Source organism: Chitinophaga sp. YIM B06452 (assembly GCF_039655965.1).
Lineage (GTDB): Bacteria > Bacteroidota > Bacteroidia > Chitinophagales > Chitinophagaceae > Chitinophaga.
Genome location: NZ_JAWLKY010000004.1, coordinates 69,384 through 91,720, shown reverse-complemented (window position 1 = coordinate 91,720; position 22,337 = coordinate 69,384). Strand labels below are relative to the sequence as shown.

Below are 22,337 nucleotides of genomic sequence, written 5' to 3'. Positions count from 1 at the left end.
TCCTTTATTTTGGCACTTTCTCAAAAAAATAATTATACATTTAGAGCCATATTTTGTCAAAATACAATTTGGTATATGTCCACGCAAAGTAAACAAGGTACGCATCCCTCGTTTTTCGTACTCATTCTGGTATTCTTTTTCTGGGGGTTCGTTGCGGCATCTAACAGTATCCTCATCCCGTTTTGTAAAGCGCATTTTGAACTGACGCAAATACAATCACAGCTGGTCGATTTCGCCTTCTACGGCGCTTATTTCGTCGGCTCCCTCATCCTCTACCTGCTTTCCGCTTTCAAGGGGGTAGACATCCTCAACCGCATCGGGTTCAAAAAAGGCATTATATATGGCCTGCTCATTTCCGGCGTGGGCGCCGCCGTTACCATCGGCGCGGTGAACCTTGGCCTGGGCATGGAAAACAAGACCGCTGCCTTCTATCTTATCCTCGGGGCATATTTTATCGTAGCGCTTGGTTTCTCCCTGCAGCAAACCGCCGCCAACCCCTTCGCCATCCTGCTCGGCGACCCGGCTAAAGGCGCGCACCGCCTCAACCTCGCGGGCGGCGTCAACTCTTTCGGCACCACCATCGGCCCGCTCATCGTGAGCATCCTGCTGTTCGGCTCCGCCAAAGTAGCCGGCACATCAGGCGATACAGACATCAGCAAGATCAACATATTATATATTACCCTCGTAGCCCTGTTCCTCGCTGCAGCAGGCATTTTCGCCGCTACCAAAATGCCGAAGGGCACGGAAGACGATCATTTTGAATCTTCTCCCAAAGCCACCCGCACCCTGCTGGGCATCACGCTGATGTTCCTCGTGATCGCCAGCGGCATCGGCATCACGACCAAACCGCTGCCTTATTTCATCGCGGGCATCGTCGGCATCCTCGTGATCCTTTTCTATGCGCAATTCGCATCCCGCGGCAATGGCAACGGATGGGGCGCCATGAAATATCCGCAGCTGATCATGGGCATGATCGCCATCTTCGTATATGTAGGCGTGGAAGTGAGCACTTCTTCCAACCTCGGCGAGCTGCTCAAAAAACCGGGCTTCCTCACCGCCGAAGGCCTGCATGAATCAGAGATCAGCCCCTATATCGCCATCTTCTGGGGCGGGCTGATGATCGGCCGCTGGACCGGCGCCATCAGCGTATTCAACGTTTCCAAGACCACCCGCCAGGTATTATCTGTTGTGGTGCCTTTTATCGCATACGGCGTGATCCTCGGCGTAAACGCGCTGAAAGGTAACGACATCACCAAATTATATCCTTTCGCGATCTGTATCGTGATCCAGATACTTGGTTTCTTTTACGGGCAGGACAAACCGGCCAAAACGCTGCTCACCTTCGGCATCATGGGCGTTGTTGCCATGCTGATCGGTTTGTTCACCACCGGGCCTGTAGCCTTGTTCGCCTTCATCAGCGGCGGCCTTTTCTGCTCCGTGATGTGGCCCTGCATCTTCTCCCTGTCCATCGCAGGACTTGGGAAATACACCGGCCAGGGCTCTTCCTTCCTGATCATGATGATCCTCGGCGGCGCGCTCGTTCCGCCACTGCAGGGCGGCTTTTCAGATATTCCGGCCATCGGCATCCACATGTCGTATATTGTGCCGGTGATCTGCTTCGCTTATCTTGCATTTTTTGCATTCCGTGTTAAATCAATTTTAAAATCCCAAGGTATAGACTATGAGTCAGCAACTAGCGGTGGGCATTGATATTGGAGGTACTAATACAAAGTTTGGAATAGTAGACCGTCGTGGCAACATCTTGTGCCAGGACCGCATGTCAACCAAAGCTCACGAAGAAGTTACCATGTTCCTGGCTGAATTGCATCAGCGATTGACAAAGCTGATCGAACAGGTAGGCGGTATTGAGAACATTAAAGGCATTGGCGTAGGTGCGCCCAATGGTAACTATTACACAGGAAACATTGAATATGCTCCTAACCTGCGCTGGAAGGGCATTATACCCCTTGCGCAGATGCTCGAGGAATTATTCAGCCTCCCTACCGTGCTCACCAACGACGCCAATGCGGCGGCGCTCGGTGAAATGACCTACGGTACGGCACGCGGCATGAAAGACTTTATCACTATCACGCTGGGCACCGGCGTGGGAAGCGGTATTGTCGCCAATGGCCAGCTTATTTACGGTCACGACGGGTTTGCAGGCGAGCTGGGCCACGTGATCGTTATCCCCGGCGGGCGCCTGCACCATGGCACCGGCGCGCACGGTTCCCTTGAAGCGTATGCATCCGCTACCGGCGTTACCAACACCGCGCTGGAACTGCTGGCGGCAAGGCCTGACCAGGAAAGCCTGCTGCGCAACCACACCGCGGAAGAGATCGATTCCAAGATGATCTACGAAGCCGCCATCAAAGGCGATAAACTGGCGATCGAGATCTATGAATATACCGGCAAAGTGCTGGGAGAAGCGCTGGCCAACTTCGTGATGTTCTCCAGCCCTGAAGCCATCGTACTCTTCGGCGGCCTCACCCAGGCCGGCGACCTCATCATGCGGCCCGTTCGCGAGCACATGGAAAAGAACCTGTTGCCGATCTTCCAGAACAAGGTCAAACTTCTGTTCTCCGAACTGAAAGAAAGCGACGCCGCCATTCTTGGCGCCAGCGCAATGGCATGGGAAATGAAAGACTAAATTCCGTAACATTGTGAGGTATGAACAGCAGAAGGAATTTCTTTAAAACAGCGGCATTGGGCGCAGCAGCGCTCTCCATAGACGGACTGCCCGCCGCCGCGCAATCCCGCAAGGGCAAAGGGCAGAAGCCCATCGTGGTATCCACCTGGGATTTCGGTATTGCGGCCAACAAAGCTGCATGGCAGGTGCTCAAAAAGGGCGGCCGTGCGCTGGACGCGGTGGAAGCCGGCGTACATGTACCAGAATCCGATCCAAACAATCATACCGTAGGCTACAGCGGTTTCCCCGACAGGGACGGCCACGTAACGCTGGACGCCTGCATTATGGACGAGCTGGGCAACTGCGGTTCCGTGGCTGCGCTCGAACACATTGTGCATCCTATTTCAGTGGCGCGCAAGGTGATGGAGAAAACGCCGCACGTGATGCTCGTAGGCGAAGGCGCCCTGCAGTTCGCGCTGGAGAATGGTTTTAAGAAAGAGAACCTGCTCACGCCCGAGTCTGAAAAAGCATGGAAAGAATGGCTCAAAAAATCGGAGTACAAACCGGTGATGAACATCGAAAACCAAAGCTACGAAGGCAAAAAAGGCACCAGCGCTTTTAATGGAAACGAGGCGAACACTACCGCGTTCAGCCCGCTGAAACTTCCCGGCAACGTATACAACCACGACACGATTGGCATGGTGGCGCTGGATGCGCAAGGCAACCTTTCCGGCGCCTGTACCACCAGCGGCATGGCATTCAAGCTGCGCGGCCGCGTAGGCGACTCGCCCATCATTGGCGCGGGCCTTTACGTGGACAATGAAGTGGGCGCCGCCACCGCTACCGGTGTTGGCGAAGAAGTGATCCGCGTGGTGGGCAGTTTCCTGGTAGTGGAACTGATGCGCCAGGGATATTCTCCCGAAGCGGCCTGCAAAGAAGCCGTCATGCGCATCGTGAAAAAGAATCCGGACCGGGCCAAAGGCATACAGATCGGTTTCCTGGCGCTCAACAAAAAGGGCGAGCACGGGGCGTATTGCCTGCACGAAGGTTTCAGCTACGCGGTAACCACCGGCGACGATAAAGAAGAGCTGATCAAAGGAAAACATCACTTCTGATCATCACGGAAATATTTTTTTAAAAGAGCGTATCGTTATGATGCGCTCTTTTTTTATCGCATCCCTCCTTATTTTTGCAAACATGGAAAAGATCACCCTTGAAATATGCGCCACATCGCTGGCTTCCTGCAAAGCAGCGCAGGAAGGCGGCGCAGACCGGATAGAGCTTTGCGACAACCTGCTGGAAGGCGGCACCACGCCCAGTTACGCCACCATCAAGCTGGCCCGCGAAGCGGTGAATATCGCCCTCTACCCTATCATCCGGCCGCGCGGGGGAGATTTTTTATATGATGAACAGGAGTTTGCCATCATGAAAGAAGATATTAAAATGTGCAAACAACTGGGTTGCGATGGCGTCGTGACCGGTCTGCTCACGGCAGACGGCAAAGTGGACCAGGCACGCACGCAAGAACTGGTGGAACTGGCAAAGCCGATGGGCGTTACCTTCCACCGTGCATTTGATATGACGGCGGATCCCCTGCAGGCATTGGAGGATGTGATCGCAACCGGCTGTGAGCGGATATTGACCTCCGGCCAGCGCAATACAGCCCTGGAAGGCGCTGAACTGATCGCCACGCTGGTAAAAAAAGCCGCGGGCCGTATCCGCATCATGGCAGGCGCAGGATTGCGTGATCATAACGCCGCCGCGCTCGCCGCCGCTACGCGCGCGAAAGAATATCATACTACCGCTAAAGAATACGACGACAGCCGCATGCAATACCGCAATCCCAATGTGAGCATGGGCGGCATTCCCGGCGTACCCGAGTACGGCATCGCCGTTACAAAAGCAGCTACTGTAAAACACATCCGCGAAGAAGCGGAAAAGGGACTGAATAGCTGAATGATCTCCTGCCTTTGAAATAATATCCACTGACGCTTTTTCGATATTACCTGTTTGTTATTTTTATAAATAGTAAACAAAGTATAGTATATATTCACTACTTTTATCCACATCTCCCGGATGTGCATACTTCTTTATTGTTGATACATTAAATAAATTTTAAATTAGTCGAGACATGAAAAAAGCAGGCTTCTTAGCTTTAGTATTGTGCTGCGGATTAGCGGTACAGGCGCAGGTGAAAGGTGTGAAACATGTTATACTCATTGGTATGGACGGCCTGGGTGCCTATGCCATTGAAAAGGCGGACAACCCGGTGATGAAGCAGCTGATGAAAGAAGGCAGCTGGACCTTAAAGGCGCGCAGCGTACTTCCTTCTTCCAGCGCGGTGAACTGGGCCAGCATGATCATGGGCGCAGGCCCGGAGCTGCATGGTTTTACAGAATGGGGCAGCAAAACGCCTGAAGCAGAGCCGAGAGCCCTGGATGAATACGGGCTTTTCCCCTCCATAGTCACCCTGCTCCGCCGGCAGCAGCCAGGCATTGAAATGGGAGTGATCTACAGCTGGGAAGGCATTGGTTACCTGTTCCCGAAAAAAGCAGTGAACAAAGAGCAGGCATGCCCAAACGACACCGCCACTACCGATGCGGCGGTAGCCTATATCAAAGAAAAAAAGCCAGGCTTTCTCTTCATACATTTCGATCAGCCCGACGGGGTGGGTCATGGCATCGGGCACGACATTCCCGAGTACTATGAACAAGTGCATAAGAATGACGTTTTATTAGGCAGGATCGTGCAGGCGGTGAAAGACGCAGGGATGTGGGACAGCAGCGTGCTCATCCTCAGTTCCGACCATGGCGGCATCAATAAAGGCCACGGCGGTAAAACGATGGTGGAAATGCAGATCCCCTGGATCTTTACAGGCAAAGGCATCAAAAAAGGCCATGAAGTGCAGGAAAGTGTGATGACCTACGACACGGCCGCCACTATTGCCTGGATATTCGGGCTCAAAACGCCGCAGGAGTGGGTGGGCAGGCCGGTGAAGGACATCTTCGGCAAGTAGCCGGGTTTCCGGTGGATATGCGGGCATGATAGTTGTAACCTGCCAGGAAGAATGAAATATGGCCCGATATCATCCGGAAATTCTTAATCTGAATATTTATGTACCGAATCGTTTTTCTTTTCGTGCTAACCCTTGCTGCTTCGTATCCTGTACTGGCGCAGGTACAGGGGCAGGTGATCAAAGTGCTCAGCTACAACATTCATCATGGCGAGAACACGCAGGGCCAGCTGGACATCCAGGGCATTGCCAACGTGATACTCGCCACCAATCCCGACCTGGTAGCCTTACAGGAAGTGGACAGCTCTACTTCCCGCGTCAATAAAACGGATCAGCTGAAAGAACTGGCAGCGATCACAGGCATGTATATCTACTTCGGCAAGGCCATGGAATTTGACGGCGGCGGTTTTGGCAACGGCGTCCTCAGCCGCTACCCGATAGAAAAAAGCCAGAACATTGCCCTGCCCGCCAAAGGCGCCGGCAGCGAGCCCCGCAATGCCGCGGTAGTGACCGTAAAGCTTCCCGGCGACAGCCTGCTCCGCTTCATCAGCACCCACCTGGATCACCTGGACGATCCCGCTGACCGCCTCAGCCAGGTGAACCTGCTCATGCAGCATGTACAGGCGCATCCCGCGCTGCCGCTGATCGTGGCAGGCGATATGAATGCGCAGCCCGCATCAAAAGAAATAAGCATCTTTAAACAAAACTTTGCAGACGCCACTGAAAAGCTGGGCCCCACCTGGCCTTCAGACAAACCCACACAGAAGCTGGATTACATTTTCCTCTACAACAAAACACAGTGGCATGTGATGAACGTGCAGGTGGTGGAAGAAACCGTGGCATCGGACCACAGGCCGGTGATTGCGGAGGTGTTGCTGAAATAAATAAGCTATGAGATATTGTATAGACCGCTCCTTCAAGGGGCGGTCTTTTTTGTTTGGCGTCCTCGATCAGGAAAGTTCCCGGAACTCTCTTATCAATTCTATAAGTGGTATCATCATTGATTCATTGGCAGCGGGGATACGTTCATTTCCGGGGTAAACAATAAAACGGTGAGTTGCTTTGATATCCTCGCAACCCATGTAAAACCCTTTAGACACGGTGGGCGCCATTGAACGTTTGATCTCAATTGCATACCGCTTCTGGGTACCCAGCTCAATTACAAGATCAATTTCCGCTCCGGCTGACGTGCGGTAAAACCAGGGAGTAGCGCCCACCGGCAGGTTGGATAACAAGTTCTCAATTACAAAACCTTCCCAGCTTGCACCTACTACCGGGTGACCTAAAAGATCATCAAAAGTATTAATGCCCAATAAAGCATGTGTTAAGCCGCTATCCCGGATGTAGATCTTCGGCGCTTTCACCAGCCGCTTCCCGATATTGCCTGACCACGGACGAAGCGAACGGATCAGCAAAAGATCTTCCAGCAATTCGATATATCTTTTTGCAGTAGGCGGCGCAACGCCGAGGTTAGCACCCAACTGGGCGATGTTCAGCTGCCCGCCCTGGTTGTGAGCCAGCATCGTCCATAACAAACGTAATGACGATGCCGCCATTCGGGAACCAAACTGTGGCACATCCCGTTCCAGGTATGTGGCAATAAAATTCATCCTCCACCTCAGGCTTGCGGCGTCACTTTGCGCGAGATAGCTGTCCGGGAAACCGCCCCGCAGCCAAAGTTGATCCTGGTTGTTCTTCTTTCCTTTGCTTACCTCATTTACCGTGAGACCGGATAATTCCTTATATGCTATGCGCCCTGCTAAAGATTCAGAAGATTGCTGCAGCAGATCTAAAGACGCTGAACCCAATATCAGGAACTGGCCTGTTTTGAACCCCTGGCGCCGGTGCCGGTCAATGACACCCCGAAGTACCCTGAACAGTTCAGGAATACGTTGTATTTCATCAAGAATGATCAGCTTTCCTTTATGCAGCTCAAAATATTGTTCAGGTTCGCTCAGTTTTGCCAGGTCTGTGGGACTTTCCAGGTCCAGATACAGGGAATCTGACTGAAATTCCACCGCAATTTCTTCTGCCAGCGTGGTTTTGCCCACCTGTCGTGGTCCTAATACACCAACAGCCGGAAATTCTTCCAGCAATTGAATAATCGGTCTTTCTGCATCACGTTTAATCATCCTTGCAATTATAACACTAAATGTTCGATTTACAAGGATAGATTGTCAGTATTCTTTGGGGCAACTACCAAATTCCCCAGACTAAAACGTTTTAGCGATTCAAAATTCCTTATTTTAGCCTTCCCGGCGCCGCAGCCTTATCAGCGCGGTGATCCCGGGGCAGGAACTAAATAAACAGTGAATGAAAAATTGGTTGGTTATGCTGGCGCTCGGGCTGGCAACCGCTGCCAGCGCGCAGCAAACGGATTACGCATCCAAGGTAAATCCCTTTATCGGCACCGGCGGCCATGGCCACACTTATCCCGGCCCCAGCATGCCTTTTGGTATGGTACAGCTCAGTCCTGATACGCGCCTCAAAGGCTGGGACGGCTGCTCCGGATATCATTATACCGATTCCATCATGTATGGTTTTTCCCACACCCACCTCAGCGGCACCGGCATCGAAGATTACTGCGATGTGCTGCTGATGCCTGTTACAGGCAAACCTTCCTGGAAAAATGATGAATATGCCTCACCCTTTTCCCATAAGAATGAAAAGGCCTACGCAGGTTTCTACAGCGTAAAGCTGGATAAATACAACATCCTCGCATCGCTCACCGCCACGAAAAGAGTGGGCCTGCACAAATATGAATTCCCGCAGGGCGCCGCTGAAGGTCATGTGCTGCTGGACCTTTATCACAGGGATATTGTGATCAACTCCAGCCTGAAGATCGTGAACGACAGCACCGTAGTAGGTATGCGCCGCTCCACTTCCTGGGCCAAGGACCAGGTATTATTCTTCGCCATGAAGTTTTCCCGCCCTGCAAGATCGCACGATGTAGCGCTGGGCGATACTTCCAAAGGCGCCCTCACCAGCGCGGAAGGCCGCAACATCAAAGCGTATTTCACTTTCGACGTGCAGCAGCCGCTCTACGTGAAAGTGGCCATCTCCGGCGTCAGCGAAGAAGGCGCATTAAAAAACCTGGACGCGGAAATGCCCGGCTTCGACTTCGATGGTACGCTGGCCAACGCCAAAGCCGCATGGAATAAAGAATTAGGGAAAATTGAAGTGAAAGGCGGAACGAACGATCAGCAGGTAATGTTCTACAGCGCGCTGTACCACGCCTGCCTCAACCCCAACCTCTATATGGACGTGGATGGCCAATACCGTGGCACCGACCTGAAGATCCACCGGGCGGAAGGGTTTGAGAACTACAGCGTGTTTTCCCTCTGGGATACGCACCGCGCACTGCATCCGCTTATGACCATCATCAACCAGCAGAAAACAAACGATTGGATCAACACCTTCCTCGCACAATACAAATACGGCGGCATGCTGCCCGTTTGGGAGCTGAGCGGCAACGAAACTTTCTGCATGATCGGTTACCATTCCGTACCCGTGATCACAGACGCTTACCAGAAAGGCATCCGCGGGTACGACGCGAAATACGCGCTGGAAGCCATGCGCAGCTATGCCGAAGGCGAACGTTTCGGCATGCAGTATTACATCCGGCAGGGCTACCTGAGCATGGACACCCAGCCTGAATCCGTTTCCCGCACACTGGAATATTCCTACGACGACTGGTGCATCGCGCAGATGGGCAATATGCTCGGCGACACTGCGGTGTATAAACGTTACATGAAGCGTGCGCAATCATACAAGAACCTGTACGACGCATCCACCGGTTTTATGCGCGGAAAGATCGGCGGGCGCTGGATGAGCCCGTTCAATCCCACCGAAGTGAATAACTACTTCACCGAAGCCAACAGCTGGCAATACAGCTTTTACGCCCCACAGGATGTAAGCGGCCTCATCAGGCTGAACGGCGGCAGGGAGAAATTCACACAAAAGCTGCATAAATTATTCACCACGGAAGACAAGCTGAGCGGCCGCCACCAGTCCGACATTACCGGCCTTATTGGCCAGTATGCGCATGGTAACGAGCCCAGCCATCATATCGCTTACCTGTTCAATTACGTGGGCCAACCCTGGAAAACGCAGCAGCTGGTGCACCAGATCATGAACACCATGTACCACAATGCGCCCGACGGCCTGAGCGGCAACGAAGACTGCGGGCAGATGAGCGCCTGGTACGTGATGAGTGCCATGGGCATTTATCCTGTAAGGCCCGGTGATGGCCGGTATGCGATCGGCACGCCCACTTTTGAAGAAGTGAACATTCACCTGGAGAATGGCAAGACCTTTACCATTAAGGCGAAGAACCTGAGCGGGAAAAATTTCTATGTGAAGAATGTGAAAGTGTTTCATGAGAGAACCGCTACAACAATGCAAACCAACACGACTACAGATTCTATAACCACTGCTATAAAGCAGAGCAGCATAACAACCACCGCTTCGATGAACCTCCCCACTTCATCCGTTCCGCATGAGCTGATCATGAATGGCGGCATCATGGAGTTCGAGATGACAGATGCGCCCACGCAAACATGGGCCAGCGCCGAAGGTTCGCCGGTGAGCGAGATCAGCGGTGATCTTATTGTTGCAGTTCCCTACGTGGTTGCTCCTTCCGACCGGTTCAAACATTCCATGCAGGTATCGCTGAAAGCAGTGGAACCAGGCACCGCAATCTATTACACCTTAGACGGATCGGAACCTACTGCCGCTTCCAGACGTTACACGCAGCCGTTCACGCTTACCAAAACCGCTACGCTGAAGGCAGTGGGCTTTAAGAACGGGCAATACAGCCACATCGTGTCTACACCTTTTTTCCTCATTCCTACAGACAAGACCATCAAAGTGCTGTCTAAGATCCACCCGCAGTTCGATGCAGGCGGGCCGGATGCTTTGATAGACAATATCCACGGGCAGGAAGACTTCAGGCTGGGTGCCTGGCAAAGCCACTATCCCGGCAACCTCGAAGCGATCGTAGACCTGAAAGCGCCGCGCGCGCTGCATAAGCTGGGGCTCGGCGTACTGCAGGACCTTGGCTCGTGGATCTGGTACCCCACGCAGGTGGAATTCCTCACTTCCAACGACGGCAGGAACTTCACCTCCGCCGGCCTGGTAAAGAACACTTTCTCCGACCGCGAATACGGCAGCTTCACGCAGGTATTGAGCCTCCCCGTGAATCTGAAGGCCCGCTACGTAAAGGTTGTAGCTGCCAACCATGGCATCATCCCGGACTGGCACCCGGGCAAGGGCGAGCCTTGTCATATTTTTGCGGATGAAATCATTATAGAATAGTATGTTGTGTTTCCAAAACCCAACACTATTATCTATGAAAAAGATCATCCTCCTTGTTTTACAATCCGTTGTAAGTATTGCATTGTTTGCGCAAACTGGTACATACAGTACCATCAATTTTCCGAATACGTATACCAACACATTGACTACAGGTATGTGGAGCGGTAATTTCAGGTCCGGATTCATCGAGCAATCCAATGGCTCGCTGAATTACGGAATATATGGCCCTAAACCGAACGGCTTTAGGTTCAGGTGGCTGGCTGGCGATAATACAGCGATCGATTACAGTGTAGATACCGATCAAATCATGTCGCTGGATAATTCCGGCCTACTGAACATCAGGAACGCCATTATTGTACCGAATGCCATATTTGGTCATAATGCCAATGACTCGTATTCCAAGATAGTACTACGTGGACCGAATAGTCCAGTGGGACCGAACAGCAAACGAGATCTTTCATTTGAGTTTGTTTCCGCTGGGAAAGCCTATGTAAGGGCATATCGCGGCAATTCATGGGACACTTACCTACAGCTCATGACCAGCGCAAGCACCAATACCGGTGGGGAACCTTCAGTGCGCATGCATATTGCCGGAAACGGGTATGTCGGCATCGGCACCGAAACGCCTCAGTCACTCCTGGCTGTCAACGGCGAAATCACCGCCAAAAAAGTGAAAGTAACACAAACCGGCTGGCCTGACTACGTCTTCAACCGCGAATTCAGCCTGCCTTCTTTAGAGGAAGTAAATACTTTTATTAAATTGAACCATCATTTACCAAACGTTCCGCCTGCACAGGAAATAGAAAAGAACGGCCTCGATATCGGGGAAATGCAAAAGATACAAATGCAGAAGATAGAAGAATTAACGCTTTACATGATCGGGCTGAAGCAGGAGAACGAACTGCTGAAACAAAAGATAGCAGCGCTGGAAGCAGGTAAACAGAAAAAATAGAAACATGACCATAAAAAGACTGTTCAATTTCGCGGCCGGATGCGCCATACTTGGCTTTGCCGCCTGCTCAGACGGCGGTTCCGCTTCCACGGCGCCCAAGGCGAAGGTGAGTATCATCCCCCTGCCCGCACGCCTCTCGGAAACGGCCGATTCTTTTTTGCTTGACAAACAAACCGTACTGGTGGCTGCTTCTGAGGCAGACAAACAGGTGGCCGCACTCTTCAACGACTATTTCAAAAGCATCAGCGGCTTTACCCTGAAAGTGCAGGACAGCGCTGCGCACAACATGATCGTATTTGCCAGCATGCCCGCCGCCGAAAAAGGATTGCCCGAAACATACCGCCTTAAAGTAGGCAAAGACCAGGTGACCATCCTGGGCGACGATGCGGCCGGCACATTCTACGGCATGCAAACCCTCATCCAACTGCTGCCCGTGCAGCAGGCTTCCAGCTACTGGATCGCGGGTGTGGACATATCCGACCAGCCGCGGTTTTCCTACCGCGGCCTGCACCTCGATGTAGGGCGGCACTTTTTCCCGGTAGACTTCATCAAAAAATACATCGACCTCATGGCGATGCATAAAATGAACACTTTCCACTGGCACCTCACCGAAGACCAGGGCTGGCGCATCGAGATCAAAAAATATCCCCGCCTGCAGGAAGTGGCCTCCCGAAGGAAAGAGACCATGGAAGGGCATTACGACGATCAGAAATTTGACGGTAAACCTTATGGCGGTTTTTATACGCAGGAGCAGATCAAGGATGTAGTGGCTTATGCAAAAACCCGCCACGTAACCGTGATTCCGGAAATAGAATTGCCCGGCCACTCGCTTGCCGCGCTCGCCGCATACCCGCACCTGGGCTGCACCGGCGGGCCTTATGAAGTGGGTACGAAATGGGGCGTGTACGACGATGTGTATTGCGCGGGTAATGATTCCGTGTTCACTTTCCTGCAGGATGTGCTGGATGAAGTAATGATCCTGTTCCCCGGCAAATACATTCACATCGGCGGCGACGAAAGCCCGAAAGTGCGCTGGGAGAAATGTCCCAAATGCCAGGCCCGCATGAAAGCCGAAGGACTGAAAGATGAGCATGCGCTGCAAAGCTGGTTCATCCAGCGCATCGAAAAGTACCTCAACGGCAAAGGCCGCCAGATCATCGGCTGGGACGAGATACTGGAAGGCGGGCTTGCCCCCAACGCCACCGTGATGAGCTGGCGCGGCACCGAAGGCGGTATCGCAGCTGCCAAACAGCATCACGACGTGATCATGACGCCCGGCGGCTACGTATACCTTGATCACTACCAAAGCCAGGGCAAAAATGAACCTGTTGCCATCGGCGGGTTTACGCCCGTGAGCAAAGTGTACGCTTACGAACCTGTCCCGGAAGGATTGACGGCTGAGGAGGCCCGCTACATCAAAGGCGCGCAGGGCAACGTGTGGACGGAGTACATGAAGAACGCAGAGCATGTGGAATACATGGTATACCCCCGCGCCATCGCGCTGGCAGAAGTGCTCTGGACGCCGAAAGAAAAAAAGAACTATGACGATTTCCTGGAGAGGCTGAAAACAGACCTTCCCCGTCTCGAAAAGAAAGGCGTGAACTACGCCAAGCATGTATTTGAAGTACGCGGCGTTGTTGAAAGCGACAGCAAAGGCGGCGTGCAGGTAAAGCTGGACAGCAAGCTGGATGGCGGAAAGATCACCTACACCACAGACAGCACCGCGCCCACAGCGCAGTCTACGGCCTATACCAGCCCCGTTCCCGTTACAAAGACCGGCGTGGTAAGAGCGGCCGTGTTCCAGGGCGACCGCCTGTATGGCAACGAATTCCAACAGGCATTTGTGCTGCATAAAGCGGTAGGCAAAACCGTTACGCTCGCCAAACCGCCGCACCAGAACTACAATCCCGGCAGTCCGTTTGTTTTGGTAAACGGCATTGAAGGCGTAAAAGAATTCAACGACAACCAATGGACCGGCTACAGCGGCGGTACGATGGAAGCAGTAATAGACCTGGGCGATTCCACGGAGATCAGCGTACTCGGGTTGAATACCCTTGGCAATAAGGACCAGTGGATCTATCCGCCCAAACAGGTTACCTTCTATGTTTCGAAAGACGGCAAACACTTTACCGAAGCAGGCCAGCAGAAAGAGATAGACGGCAGGGGCATCATCAGGGTGCGGGAGCGGCTGAAGGAAACCGTGAAGGCCCGGTATGTAAAAGTGGTGGCCCAGGCTGAGGGTAAGATACCCGAAGGGGCGCCGGGCGCGGGCAACCCGGCCTGGTTGTTCGTGGACGAGATCATTGTTCAATAATCCCTTCACTACTCAATAAAAAATCCGTCCGGGCTTAGCCGGGACGGTTTTTTTTTATGCAGAAAACCGGTGTGCGAACACACCGGTGCCTTTTAAATAATTGTGTGCTATTCGTGATTCTTATTTATTTGGCGACCCAAAGCGTCCACTTTGCGTCGAACTTATACCATTCACCTTTGGGGCCTTTCCATTTCCATTCGGGCACTTCGGAGAAGTTTTTCCCCGCATCGCTGGTCCACCACAGCTTGCCCTCTCCTATCTTCAGCTGCCGGCCTTCCTTATCCGGCCACATACCGTCGCTCACTTCCGCCCATTCCTTTCCATCATTGCTCACCCAGAGGCGGGCGTTTTTGTCCAGCTTGAACCAGTTCAGCTTATCGTTTACCAGCGCAAGCCAAACGCCGTTCCTGGCTTTTGCCCAATCCAGCTCCTGGCTGCGGTCCTGGGGTTGACCGTGGGTTGGTGCGGCCTTCATATCCGTTGCCAGCAGCAGGCTGGCAGCCGAAAAGGCCATAATCAGTTTTTTCATCAGGATGGTTTTGCGTAACAGGTGCATAATAAATACGGTTACCACAGGTATTTGGATTTGCCGGGGAATGGCCCAAATTATTAAATTTTAATAGCATATTAGTACGGGAAGGCCTTTTAAATTGTTAATCGTAAATTTTTCCCAACAATCGCTGTATTTTATTTAATTTTCGGGCTCGTTTTTAAAATCGCATTTAAAAAACTAGAACAATGACCATCAATCACCAGGAAATTGAACTGATAGACAGTTTCGAACAGATTTCCGTGGACATCCATCCTACCGCCAAAGACGGTTCCAAAGCCGTGGCGCAGGAAATTGCTACTCTGATCCGCGAAAAACAGGCTGCCAAAGAACCAGCCGTACTCGGCCTCGCAACCGGCTCCACTCCCAAATACCTTTATGCAGAACTGGTGCGTCTTCATAAAGAAGAGGGCCTGAGTTTTAAGAACGTAGTCACCTTTAACCTCGACGAGTATTACCCGATTGAACCGGATGCGCTGCAAAGCTATAACCGTTTCATGAAGGAACATCTGTTCAACCATGTGGACATTCCCGAAGGGAATTACCACGTGCCGGACGGCACCGTGCCGAAAGAACAGATCAAAGCCTATGCAGCCGCTTACGAGCGCAAGATCGAAGAGGCCGGCGGTATCGACATCCAGATCCTCGGCATCGGCAACAACGGCCACATCGGCTTCAACGAGCCCGGCTCCAACGTGAACTCCCACACCCGCCTGGTAACGCTGGATAATTCCACCCGCCTGGCCAACGCCTACGAGTTCTCCAACATGAGCCAGGTGCCCCGCCTCGCGGTAACCATGGGCATCGGCACCATTATGAAGGCCAAAAAGGTGGTCCTTCTCGCATGGGGCTCCCACAAAGCCAAGATCGTATGCCGTTCAGTAGAAGGCCACAGCACCGACCAGGTGCCTGCTTCCCTGCTGCAACAGCACTCTAACTGCAAATTCGTGATAGACGAGCAGGCTGCAGCCGAGCTTACCCGCAATAAAGAACCCTGGCTCACGGGAGATTGTGAATGGACGCCCAAGCTGATCCGCAAAGCGGTGACCAACCTGGCGCTGAAGCTCAACAAGCCTATCCTGATGCTCACGGATAAAGATTATAACAACAACGGCTTGAACGACCTGATCGTGCAATACGGCTCAGCATACGAGCTGAACATCAACGAGTTCAACGCCATACGCGATACCATTACCGGCTGGCCCGGCGGCAAACCCGGCACACAGCTGCCCAACCATCCCGAACGTTCACAACCTGAACATAAAAGGGCGCTGATCTTTTCCCCCCACCCCGATGACGATATCATCTCCATGGGCGGCACCTTTATCCGCCTGCACGAGCAGGGCCACGATGTGCATGTAGCTTACCAGACCTCCGGCAACATCGCCGTGACGGACGAGTTCCTGCTGCGCTTTATCGATTTTGCCGTGGGTTTCGAAGGCATGTTCGACATCGACAGGAGCAAAAGCTCGCAGATACTGGAAGATGCAAAAGCATTCATCCAGATCAAAAAACCAAGCCAGAAAGATACCGCCGAGATACGCGCCATCAAAGGCCTGATACGCCGTTGCGAGGCCAAGGCCACCTGCCGCTACGTAGGCATCGGCGACGAGAACGCACACTTCCAGAACCTGCCTTTCTACGAAACCGGCCTGGTGGAAAAGAAACCGATGGGTCCTGAGGACGTGCAGCTCACCGTAGACCTGCTGCGCCAGCTGAAGCCCCAGCAGATCTATTGTGCAGGCGACCTCGCAGATCCGCATGGCACCCACAAAGTATGCCTCGATGTGATCTTTGCCGCACTGGAAATCGTGAAAGATGAAGACTGGGCGAAAGATTGCTGGGTATGGCTCTACAAAGGCGCATGGCAGGAATGGGACATTCATGAAATTGAAATGGCCGTGCCCATGAGCCCCGACCAGGTGCTGCAGAAACGCCTCGGCATCTTCATCCACCAGAGCCAGAAAGACGTGGTTCCCTTCCAGGGTACCGACGCGCGCGAGTTCTGGCAGCGTGCTGAAGAACGGAATGCCAACACTGCAGATCTGTACGACCGTCTTGGCCTCCAGAAATACGCAGCCATGGAGGCTTTCGTGCGTTATCACTTCAGATAATCAGTCCACTTTAGAGATATGTTTGAGCAAGCCCGGGTTATAGCCCGGGCTTTTTTGCATAATACTATTTTAATATTTCTTCTCCCCGGCTTTCTCCCAACTGCCTGTTTCAGATTATTTAAGCGGTTATGCACACCTGTGCAAAAGCCTTTGAAGCGCCGTTTTGCGTAATTGCTTAATTTTGAAAGCTATGAGCGTAACCCTCCTATCCGGACTGATCATCGGGCTGTTGGCAGGCAGCCTGGGCAGCTATCTCTTCCTCCGGAAATTTTTCGCGCCACGGCACGAGCTGGCTGAAAGGCTGAGCAGGCAACAGGTGGACGAAGGTTTTGTGGCCCGCGAAATGTACGACAACATGCTATTCACCCTCAACCAGCGGGAGCAGGAGCTGAAGGAAAAAGAAAATCTTGTTATTGAGCTGAACGCCCAGCTGGCAGGGCTCAGGAAAGAAATAGAACAGCTTTCCGGCATCGGGGCTGAGCTGAAAAAGATACACGAATCCAACCGGCAGGAATTCATGAACCTCGCCAACGACATCCTGCAGCAGAAAAGCAGGGATTTTGCGGACACCAACCGCACGGCCATGGAGCACATTCTTTCCCCTTTGAAGACGGACATCGGGCAGTTCCGCAAAACCATAGAAGACACGCGGAAAGAGGATATACAAGACCTCACTTCCCTCAAAAAAGAAATAGAATCCCTCCAGAAGCTGAACTTCCAGCTCAGCGAAGACGCACAGCGGCTGGCGGGCGCTTTGAAGTCGGATGTGAAAGTGCAGGGCAACTGGGGCGAAGACCGGCTCAAACTTATCCTTGAAGCCGAAGGCCTGCAGAAATACATCGATTACACAAGCGAAGAAGTGCACCGCGACCAGGAAGAAGAACGCAACCGCCGGCCGGACTTCATCCTGCGCCTGCCTGATGGCAAGCACCTCATCATCGACAGTAAAGTATCGCTTAATGCATATGTAGCCTACTTCAACGCTACCGAACCCGAGGAAAAGAAAGGTCATCTCCGGCAGTTGGTGCGCAACATCACTGATCATATCGATGAATTGTCTGCCCGCAACTACCAGCGCCTCGGCACGCTGAACACACCTGATTTCGTGTTCATGTTCATGCACTTCGAATCAGCCCTTACGCTGGCGCTGAACGAAAACCCGGATATCTTCAACCGCGCCATGAAAAAGAAGGTAGTACTGATCACGCCTTCCACGCTGGTGGCCACTTTCAAGATCGTACGGCTGCTGTGGCAGAATGAGAACAGGGTGCGCAATGTGGAAGAGATCTTCCGGCAATGCGGCATGCTGTACGACAAATTCATTCTTTTCCTTGAAGAAATGGGCCGCATCGGCCACAACCTGAAACAGGCCGGCAATGCGTATGAAGATGCCATGGAGCGGCTGAAAGACGGCAAGCGCAAAGGCGATACCATTATCGGGAAATTTGAGATCATCCGCGAGCTGGACGCCAAAACAGGCAAGCAGCTGCCGAAAGAAATAGAAACAGACATGGAAATCCGCTTCCCGCAAGCGCTTCCAGGAAAAGCATAGGAAACCATGATAGAGATACAGCCATTTAACCAAACGCGCACCAACGATGTGATCGCCATGATCCTGCCTATTCAGCAGGTGGAATTCAGCCTGCCCGTCACCATCGACCACCAGCCGGACCTGCTGAAGATCCCTGAAGTGTACCAGGACGGCAGGGGCAACTTCTGGACCGCCCTCGACGGCGATAAAGTAGTCGGCACCATTGCCCTGCTCGACACCGGCAACAACATCGGCGGGTTGAAAAAAATGTTCGTCGACAAAGACTACCGCGGCCGCGAACACCGCATCGCCAAACGTTTGCTGGACACATTGCTCGATTGGGCGAAAGAAAAAGGATTTACAGATCTTTATCTCGGAACCACCGACGTGATGACCACCGCGCATCGTTTTTATGAGAAGAACGGTTTCGTGGAAGTGCAAAGGGAGGAACTGCCGAATGAAAAATTCCTGGCGGTGGTAGACAGGAAATTCTATCATTTAACACTCTGACATGAACGTAGCTGAAAAGCTTGCCAATAAAGGATATGCGGTACTGCCAGGTGTTTTTCCCGCGAGCGCCGTACAGCAGATCATTCATACCATCCAGTCTGCCGACCAGCAAGGCCAGGCTTTCCGCAAAACGGCGGACCTGTTCGCTATCCGGCGTGTAATGGCCGAACTTCCTGCACTGCAACCATACGTGCTCACACCGGAATTACTGGCCTGGGTGCACCAGCTGGGCGGAAAGGACCATTTCCTTGTTAAATCCATTTATTTCGATAAGCCTGGCGCATCCAACTGGTTCGTGGCCTGGCACCAGGACCTCACCATTTCCGTGGACCGCAAACATCCGTTGCCCGGCTTCGGGCCATGGACGGTGAAACAGGAGCAATTCGGCGTACAGCCGCCGGTAGAGATACTGGAAAACATGATCACCTTCCGCATTCACCTGGACAATACCGACGAACACAACGGCGCACTGAAAGTGATACCCGGCTCGCACCTGAAACAGGTTCACCGTGCGGATACCATCAACCTGGAAGAAGAAGACACCTGTACCGTTCCCGCGGGCGGCGTGATGGTGATGAAACCATTGCTCATGCACGCTTCCGGCAAAACCACCAACGGCCTCAACCGGCGCGTGCTGCACCTGGAGTTCAGCAGCATGCCGTTGCCTGAACCTTTGCAGTGGGCAGAACACTTACCGTTAAACATTTGATATGCGCATACATTACCTCCAACACGTGCCCTTCGAAGGGCTTGCTGCGATTGAAGACTGGGCGAAAGACCGGTCCCATACCCTAACGGCTACACGCTGGTATGAAAAAGGCTCACTGCCGCAGCAGCAGGATTTTGACATGCTGATCGTGATGGGCGGCCCCATGGGCATTTACGACGAAGCCGATTATCCCTGGCTGCAGGATGAGAAAAAGTTCATCCGGGAAAGCATTGATGCGGGGAAACCCGTGCTGGGCGTTTGCCTTGGCTCACAATTGCTCGCGGATGTGCTGGGCGCGAAGGTGTACCCCAATCAACATAAAGAGATCGGCTGGTTCCCGGTGCGGTTCAATAAAGAATTGAACGACGGCGAGCTGGTGGTATGCCACTGGCACGGCGATACCTTCGATCTGCCGGAAGGCGCTGTACATCTTGCCGAATCTGCTGCCTGTAAAAACCAGGCTTACCGACTCGGCGACCATGTATATGGACTGCAGTTCCATTTCGAGATGACGCCCGCCGCACTGGAAGGCATGATAGCCGCCTGCGGGCATGAGCTGGTGAAAAGTGACTGGGTGCAGAGCCCGGAAGAACTGCGCAACGGCATTCATTATGCGGAAGCTACGCGCACCGTGCTGTTCCGCCTGCTGGACCGGTTGGAAAAATTCGCTTAAATTAGTGCCATGGCAAAGCAGGTACCGTTAATCATCATCGGCGGAGGGCCGATAGGGCTGGCATGCGCGCTGGCAGCGCAGAAAGAAGGACTGGATTATCTCATCCTCGAAAAAGGATGCCTGGTGAATTCGCTCTATCATTACCCTCTCAACATGACCTTCTTTTCCACCAGCGAAAGGCTGGAAATAGGCGGCATCCCCTTCGTTTCCAACAACGCCAAACCCACCCGGCCCGAAGCGCTGGAATATTACCGCAGGGTGGCGCTTTCGAAGCATGTAAAAATCCACCTGTTCGAAAAAGCAGAAAGCATAAAATCTAACGGGGAAGGATATACGGTTGTTACCGATAAGAATACTTACACAGCAAAGAACATCATCATCGCCACCGGTTTCTATGATATTCCCAACCTGCTGCATATTCCCGGCGAAAGCCTGCCTAAAGTAACCCATTATTACAAAGACCCGCACTTCTACGCCACCCAGAAAGTGATCGTGGTAGGCGCCAACAACTCCTCTGTGGATGCGGCTTTGGAGACTTACCGCAAAGGCGCGGACGTAACCATGGTGATCCGTGAAGGCGAGATCGGGAGGCGGGTGAAATATTGGGTGAAACCGGATATTGAGAACAGGGTGAAAGAAGGCAGCATCAAAGCGTATTTTCATTCCGTGCTTACCAATATCCGCGATACGGAAGCGGATATCCTCACGCCGGAGGGCGTAGTGACCATCCCCAATGATTTTGTGATTGCTGCAACAGGCTACCAGCCTGATTTTAGTTTCCTGGAAAGAACGGGCATCACTTTGTCTGACGATGCGGTGCGCAGCCCTTCCTACGACCCGGAAACCATGGAAACCAACCTGCCCGGCATTTACCTGGCAGGCGTCGTATGCGGCGGTATGAACACGCATACCTGGTTCATCGAGAATTCGCGGGAACATGCGGACAGGATCATCCGCCACATCGTTAAATGATATTCACTTCGCGCTCCAGCGCTACGCCGAATTTTTCTTTCACGCTTTCCACCACCTGCCACGACAGCTCCACGATGTCTTCCCCTTTTGCATGGCCGTAATTCACCAGCACCAGGGCCTGCCGCGCATGCACGCCCGCATCGCCGTTGCGGTAGCCTTTCCAGCCGCATTGCTCTATCAGCCAGCCTGCCGCCAGCTTGTAATGACCGCCGGGTAAAGGATAGGCCACTACTTCGGGGAAGGCGAGTTTCAGCTCTTCGTATTTTTCTTTTGTTACTTCAGGGTTCTTGAAAAAACTGCCCGCATTCCCGATCTCCGCGGGATTGGGAAGTTTGGAAGACCGGATATTGATCACCGCCCGGCTGATAGACCGGATGGAAGGCTCCTTCACGCCCATGCGCTCCAGCTCCTGCTCTATGGCACCGTAGCTGGTGTTGAACACCGGCTTCTTATTCAGCCGGTAGATCACCTGGAGGATCGCGAACTGGTCCTTATACTGGTGCTTGAACACGCTCTCGCGGTACCCGAATGCACAGGCCTCTTTATTGAACGAAACGAGCGTACGGTCCTGCAGATGCAGCGCTTCCAGCTCGTTGAACGTATCTTTGATCTCCACGCCGTAAGCGCCGATGTTTTGCATAGGGCTGGCGCCAACGTTGCCGGGAATGAGTGAAAGGTTCTCCAGTCCTGCGTATCCCTTCTCAATACAATGCATCACGAACTGGTGCCAGTTCTCCCCCGCCCCTGCTCTCACGTATACATGATCGTCATCTTCGCTGATGGTATGAATGCCTTTGATCTCGTTCTTCAGCACCAGGCCGTCAAAGTCTTTGGTGAGCAGGATGTTGCTGCCGCCGCCCAGGATGAGCTTAGGCGTATGTTTGTACTGCGGGTCGTCCAGTATCGCTTCCAGCGCTTCGCGGGAGTGGAATGCGGCGAAATAACGGGCTGTAGCGTCCAGGTTGAATGTGTTGTACTGGCGGAGGGAAACATTTTCGGTGACCTTCATAATCAAGTATTCAAATATCCTATCTTTAATAACGGAACAAATATAACT

Annotated in this window: 18 protein-coding genes; 15 read left to right on the top strand and 3 right to left on the bottom strand. The window is 52.8% G+C overall.

What is annotated here, in order from left to right; genetic code table 11:
• The first annotated feature begins 75 nt into the window (after positions 1-75).
• The 6 genes from R3I13_RS20300 (at position 76) to R3I13_RS20275 (ending at position 6,523) form a co-directional block, all read left to right on the top strand.
• A complete protein-coding gene (locus R3I13_RS20300; protein ID WP_346319802.1) occupies positions 76-1,710 on the top strand; it encodes an MFS transporter in 1,635 nt (544 codons plus the stop codon).
• Positions 1,682-2,647 carry an ROK family protein gene (locus tag R3I13_RS20295; RefSeq protein ID WP_346319801.1) on the top strand — a complete coding sequence of 322 codons (966 nt, stop codon included), beginning with the start codon at positions 1,682-1,684 and terminating at the stop codon, positions 2,645-2,647. The genes R3I13_RS20300 and R3I13_RS20295 overlap by 29 nt, the downstream gene beginning before the upstream one ends.
• Before the next feature lie 20 nt (positions 2,648-2,667).
• Positions 2,668-3,741: a N(4)-(beta-N-acetylglucosaminyl)-L-asparaginase gene (locus R3I13_RS20290; RefSeq protein ID WP_346319800.1), complete on the top strand. Its 1,074-nt coding sequence runs from the start codon at positions 2,668-2,670 to the stop codon at positions 3,739-3,741.
• 82 nt (positions 3,742-3,823) lie between these two features.
• Positions 3,824-4,582, top strand: a complete 759-nt coding sequence (locus R3I13_RS20285; protein WP_346319799.1) for a copper homeostasis protein CutC — start codon at positions 3,824-3,826, stop codon at positions 4,580-4,582.
• A 175-nt stretch (positions 4,583-4,757) separates the two neighbouring features.
• Entirely contained in the window at positions 4,758-5,642 is an 885-nt protein-coding gene (locus tag R3I13_RS20280) for an alkaline phosphatase (protein WP_346319798.1), read from the top strand.
• Between the two features lie 98 nt (positions 5,643-5,740).
• Positions 5,741-6,523: an endonuclease/exonuclease/phosphatase family protein gene (locus R3I13_RS20275; protein WP_346319797.1), complete on the top strand. Its 783-nt coding sequence runs from the start codon at positions 5,741-5,743 to the stop codon at positions 6,521-6,523.
• A gap of 66 nt (positions 6,524-6,589) precedes the next feature.
• Here R3I13_RS20275 and R3I13_RS20270 read toward each other — a convergent pair whose 3' ends face one another.
• Positions 6,590-7,771, bottom strand: coding sequence for an ATP-binding protein (locus R3I13_RS20270; RefSeq protein WP_346319796.1), 1,182 nt, complete (start codon positions 7,769-7,771; stop codon positions 6,590-6,592).
• Between the two features lie 181 nt (positions 7,772-7,952).
• Here R3I13_RS20270 and R3I13_RS20265 point away from each other — a divergent pair, with 181 nt between their 5' ends.
• Genes R3I13_RS20265 through R3I13_RS20255 form a run of 3 tightly spaced genes read left to right on the top strand, consistent with a single transcriptional unit; the run spans position 7,953 to position 14,221 of the window.
• Positions 7,953-10,955 (top strand): GH92 family glycosyl hydrolase, encoded by a 3,003-nt coding sequence (locus R3I13_RS20265; protein WP_346319795.1) that lies wholly within the window; start codon positions 7,953-7,955, stop codon positions 10,953-10,955.
• A 34-nt stretch (positions 10,956-10,989) separates the two neighbouring features.
• The gene (locus R3I13_RS20260; protein ID WP_346319794.1) at positions 10,990-11,907 is read left to right on the top strand and encodes a hypothetical protein; all 918 of its coding nucleotides are present in this window, start codon (positions 10,990-10,992) and stop codon (positions 11,905-11,907) included.
• A gap of 4 nt (positions 11,908-11,911) precedes the next feature.
• Entirely contained in the window at positions 11,912-14,221 is a 2,310-nt protein-coding gene (locus R3I13_RS20255) for a family 20 glycosylhydrolase (protein WP_346319793.1), read from the top strand.
• 124 nt (positions 14,222-14,345) lie between these two features.
• Here R3I13_RS20255 and R3I13_RS20250 read toward each other — a convergent pair whose 3' ends face one another.
• Positions 14,346-14,750: a hypothetical protein gene (locus tag R3I13_RS20250; RefSeq protein WP_346319792.1), complete on the bottom strand. Its 405-nt coding sequence runs from the start codon at positions 14,748-14,750 to the stop codon at positions 14,346-14,348.
• 209 nt (positions 14,751-14,959) lie between these two features.
• On the opposite strand from R3I13_RS20250, the gene nagB reads away from it, so the two are divergent.
• The 6 genes from nagB to R3I13_RS20220 all read left to right on the top strand — a co-directional run bounded on the left by nagB (position 14,960) and on the right by R3I13_RS20220 (position 21,280).
• On the top strand, positions 14,960-16,885 hold the full coding sequence (gene nagB / locus R3I13_RS20245) for a glucosamine-6-phosphate deaminase (RefSeq protein ID WP_346319791.1): 1,926 nt from the start codon (positions 14,960-14,962) through the stop codon (positions 16,883-16,885).
• A gap of 190 nt (positions 16,886-17,075) precedes the next feature.
• Positions 17,076-18,437: a DNA recombination protein RmuC gene (gene rmuC / locus R3I13_RS20240; protein WP_346319790.1), complete on the top strand. Its 1,362-nt coding sequence runs from the start codon at positions 17,076-17,078 to the stop codon at positions 18,435-18,437.
• Positions 18,438-18,443: 6 nt separating this feature from the next.
• A complete protein-coding gene (locus tag R3I13_RS20235) occupies positions 18,444-18,926 on the top strand; it encodes a GNAT family N-acetyltransferase (RefSeq protein WP_346319789.1) in 483 nt (160 codons plus the stop codon).
• A gap of 1 nt (position 18,927) precedes the next feature.
• On the top strand, positions 18,928-19,635 hold the full coding sequence (locus tag R3I13_RS20230; RefSeq protein WP_346319788.1) for a phytanoyl-CoA dioxygenase family protein: 708 nt from the start codon (positions 18,928-18,930) through the stop codon (positions 19,633-19,635).
• A gap of 1 nt (position 19,636) precedes the next feature.
• Positions 19,637-20,308: a gamma-glutamyl-gamma-aminobutyrate hydrolase family protein gene (locus tag R3I13_RS20225; protein WP_346319787.1), complete on the top strand. Its 672-nt coding sequence runs from the start codon at positions 19,637-19,639 to the stop codon at positions 20,306-20,308.
• A 9-nt stretch (positions 20,309-20,317) separates the two neighbouring features.
• Positions 20,318-21,280 carry a YpdA family putative bacillithiol disulfide reductase gene (locus tag R3I13_RS20220; protein WP_346319786.1) on the top strand — a complete coding sequence of 321 codons (963 nt, stop codon included), beginning with the start codon at positions 20,318-20,320 and terminating at the stop codon, positions 21,278-21,280.
• On the opposite strand, the gene murB is transcribed toward R3I13_RS20220, so the two are convergent.
• Complete coding sequence (gene murB, locus R3I13_RS20215; protein ID WP_346319785.1) at positions 21,273-22,289, bottom strand: UDP-N-acetylmuramate dehydrogenase; 1,017 nt, start codon at positions 22,287-22,289, stop codon at positions 21,273-21,275. The genes R3I13_RS20220 and murB overlap by 8 nt on opposite strands.
• Between the last annotated feature and the right edge of the window lie 48 nt (positions 22,290-22,337).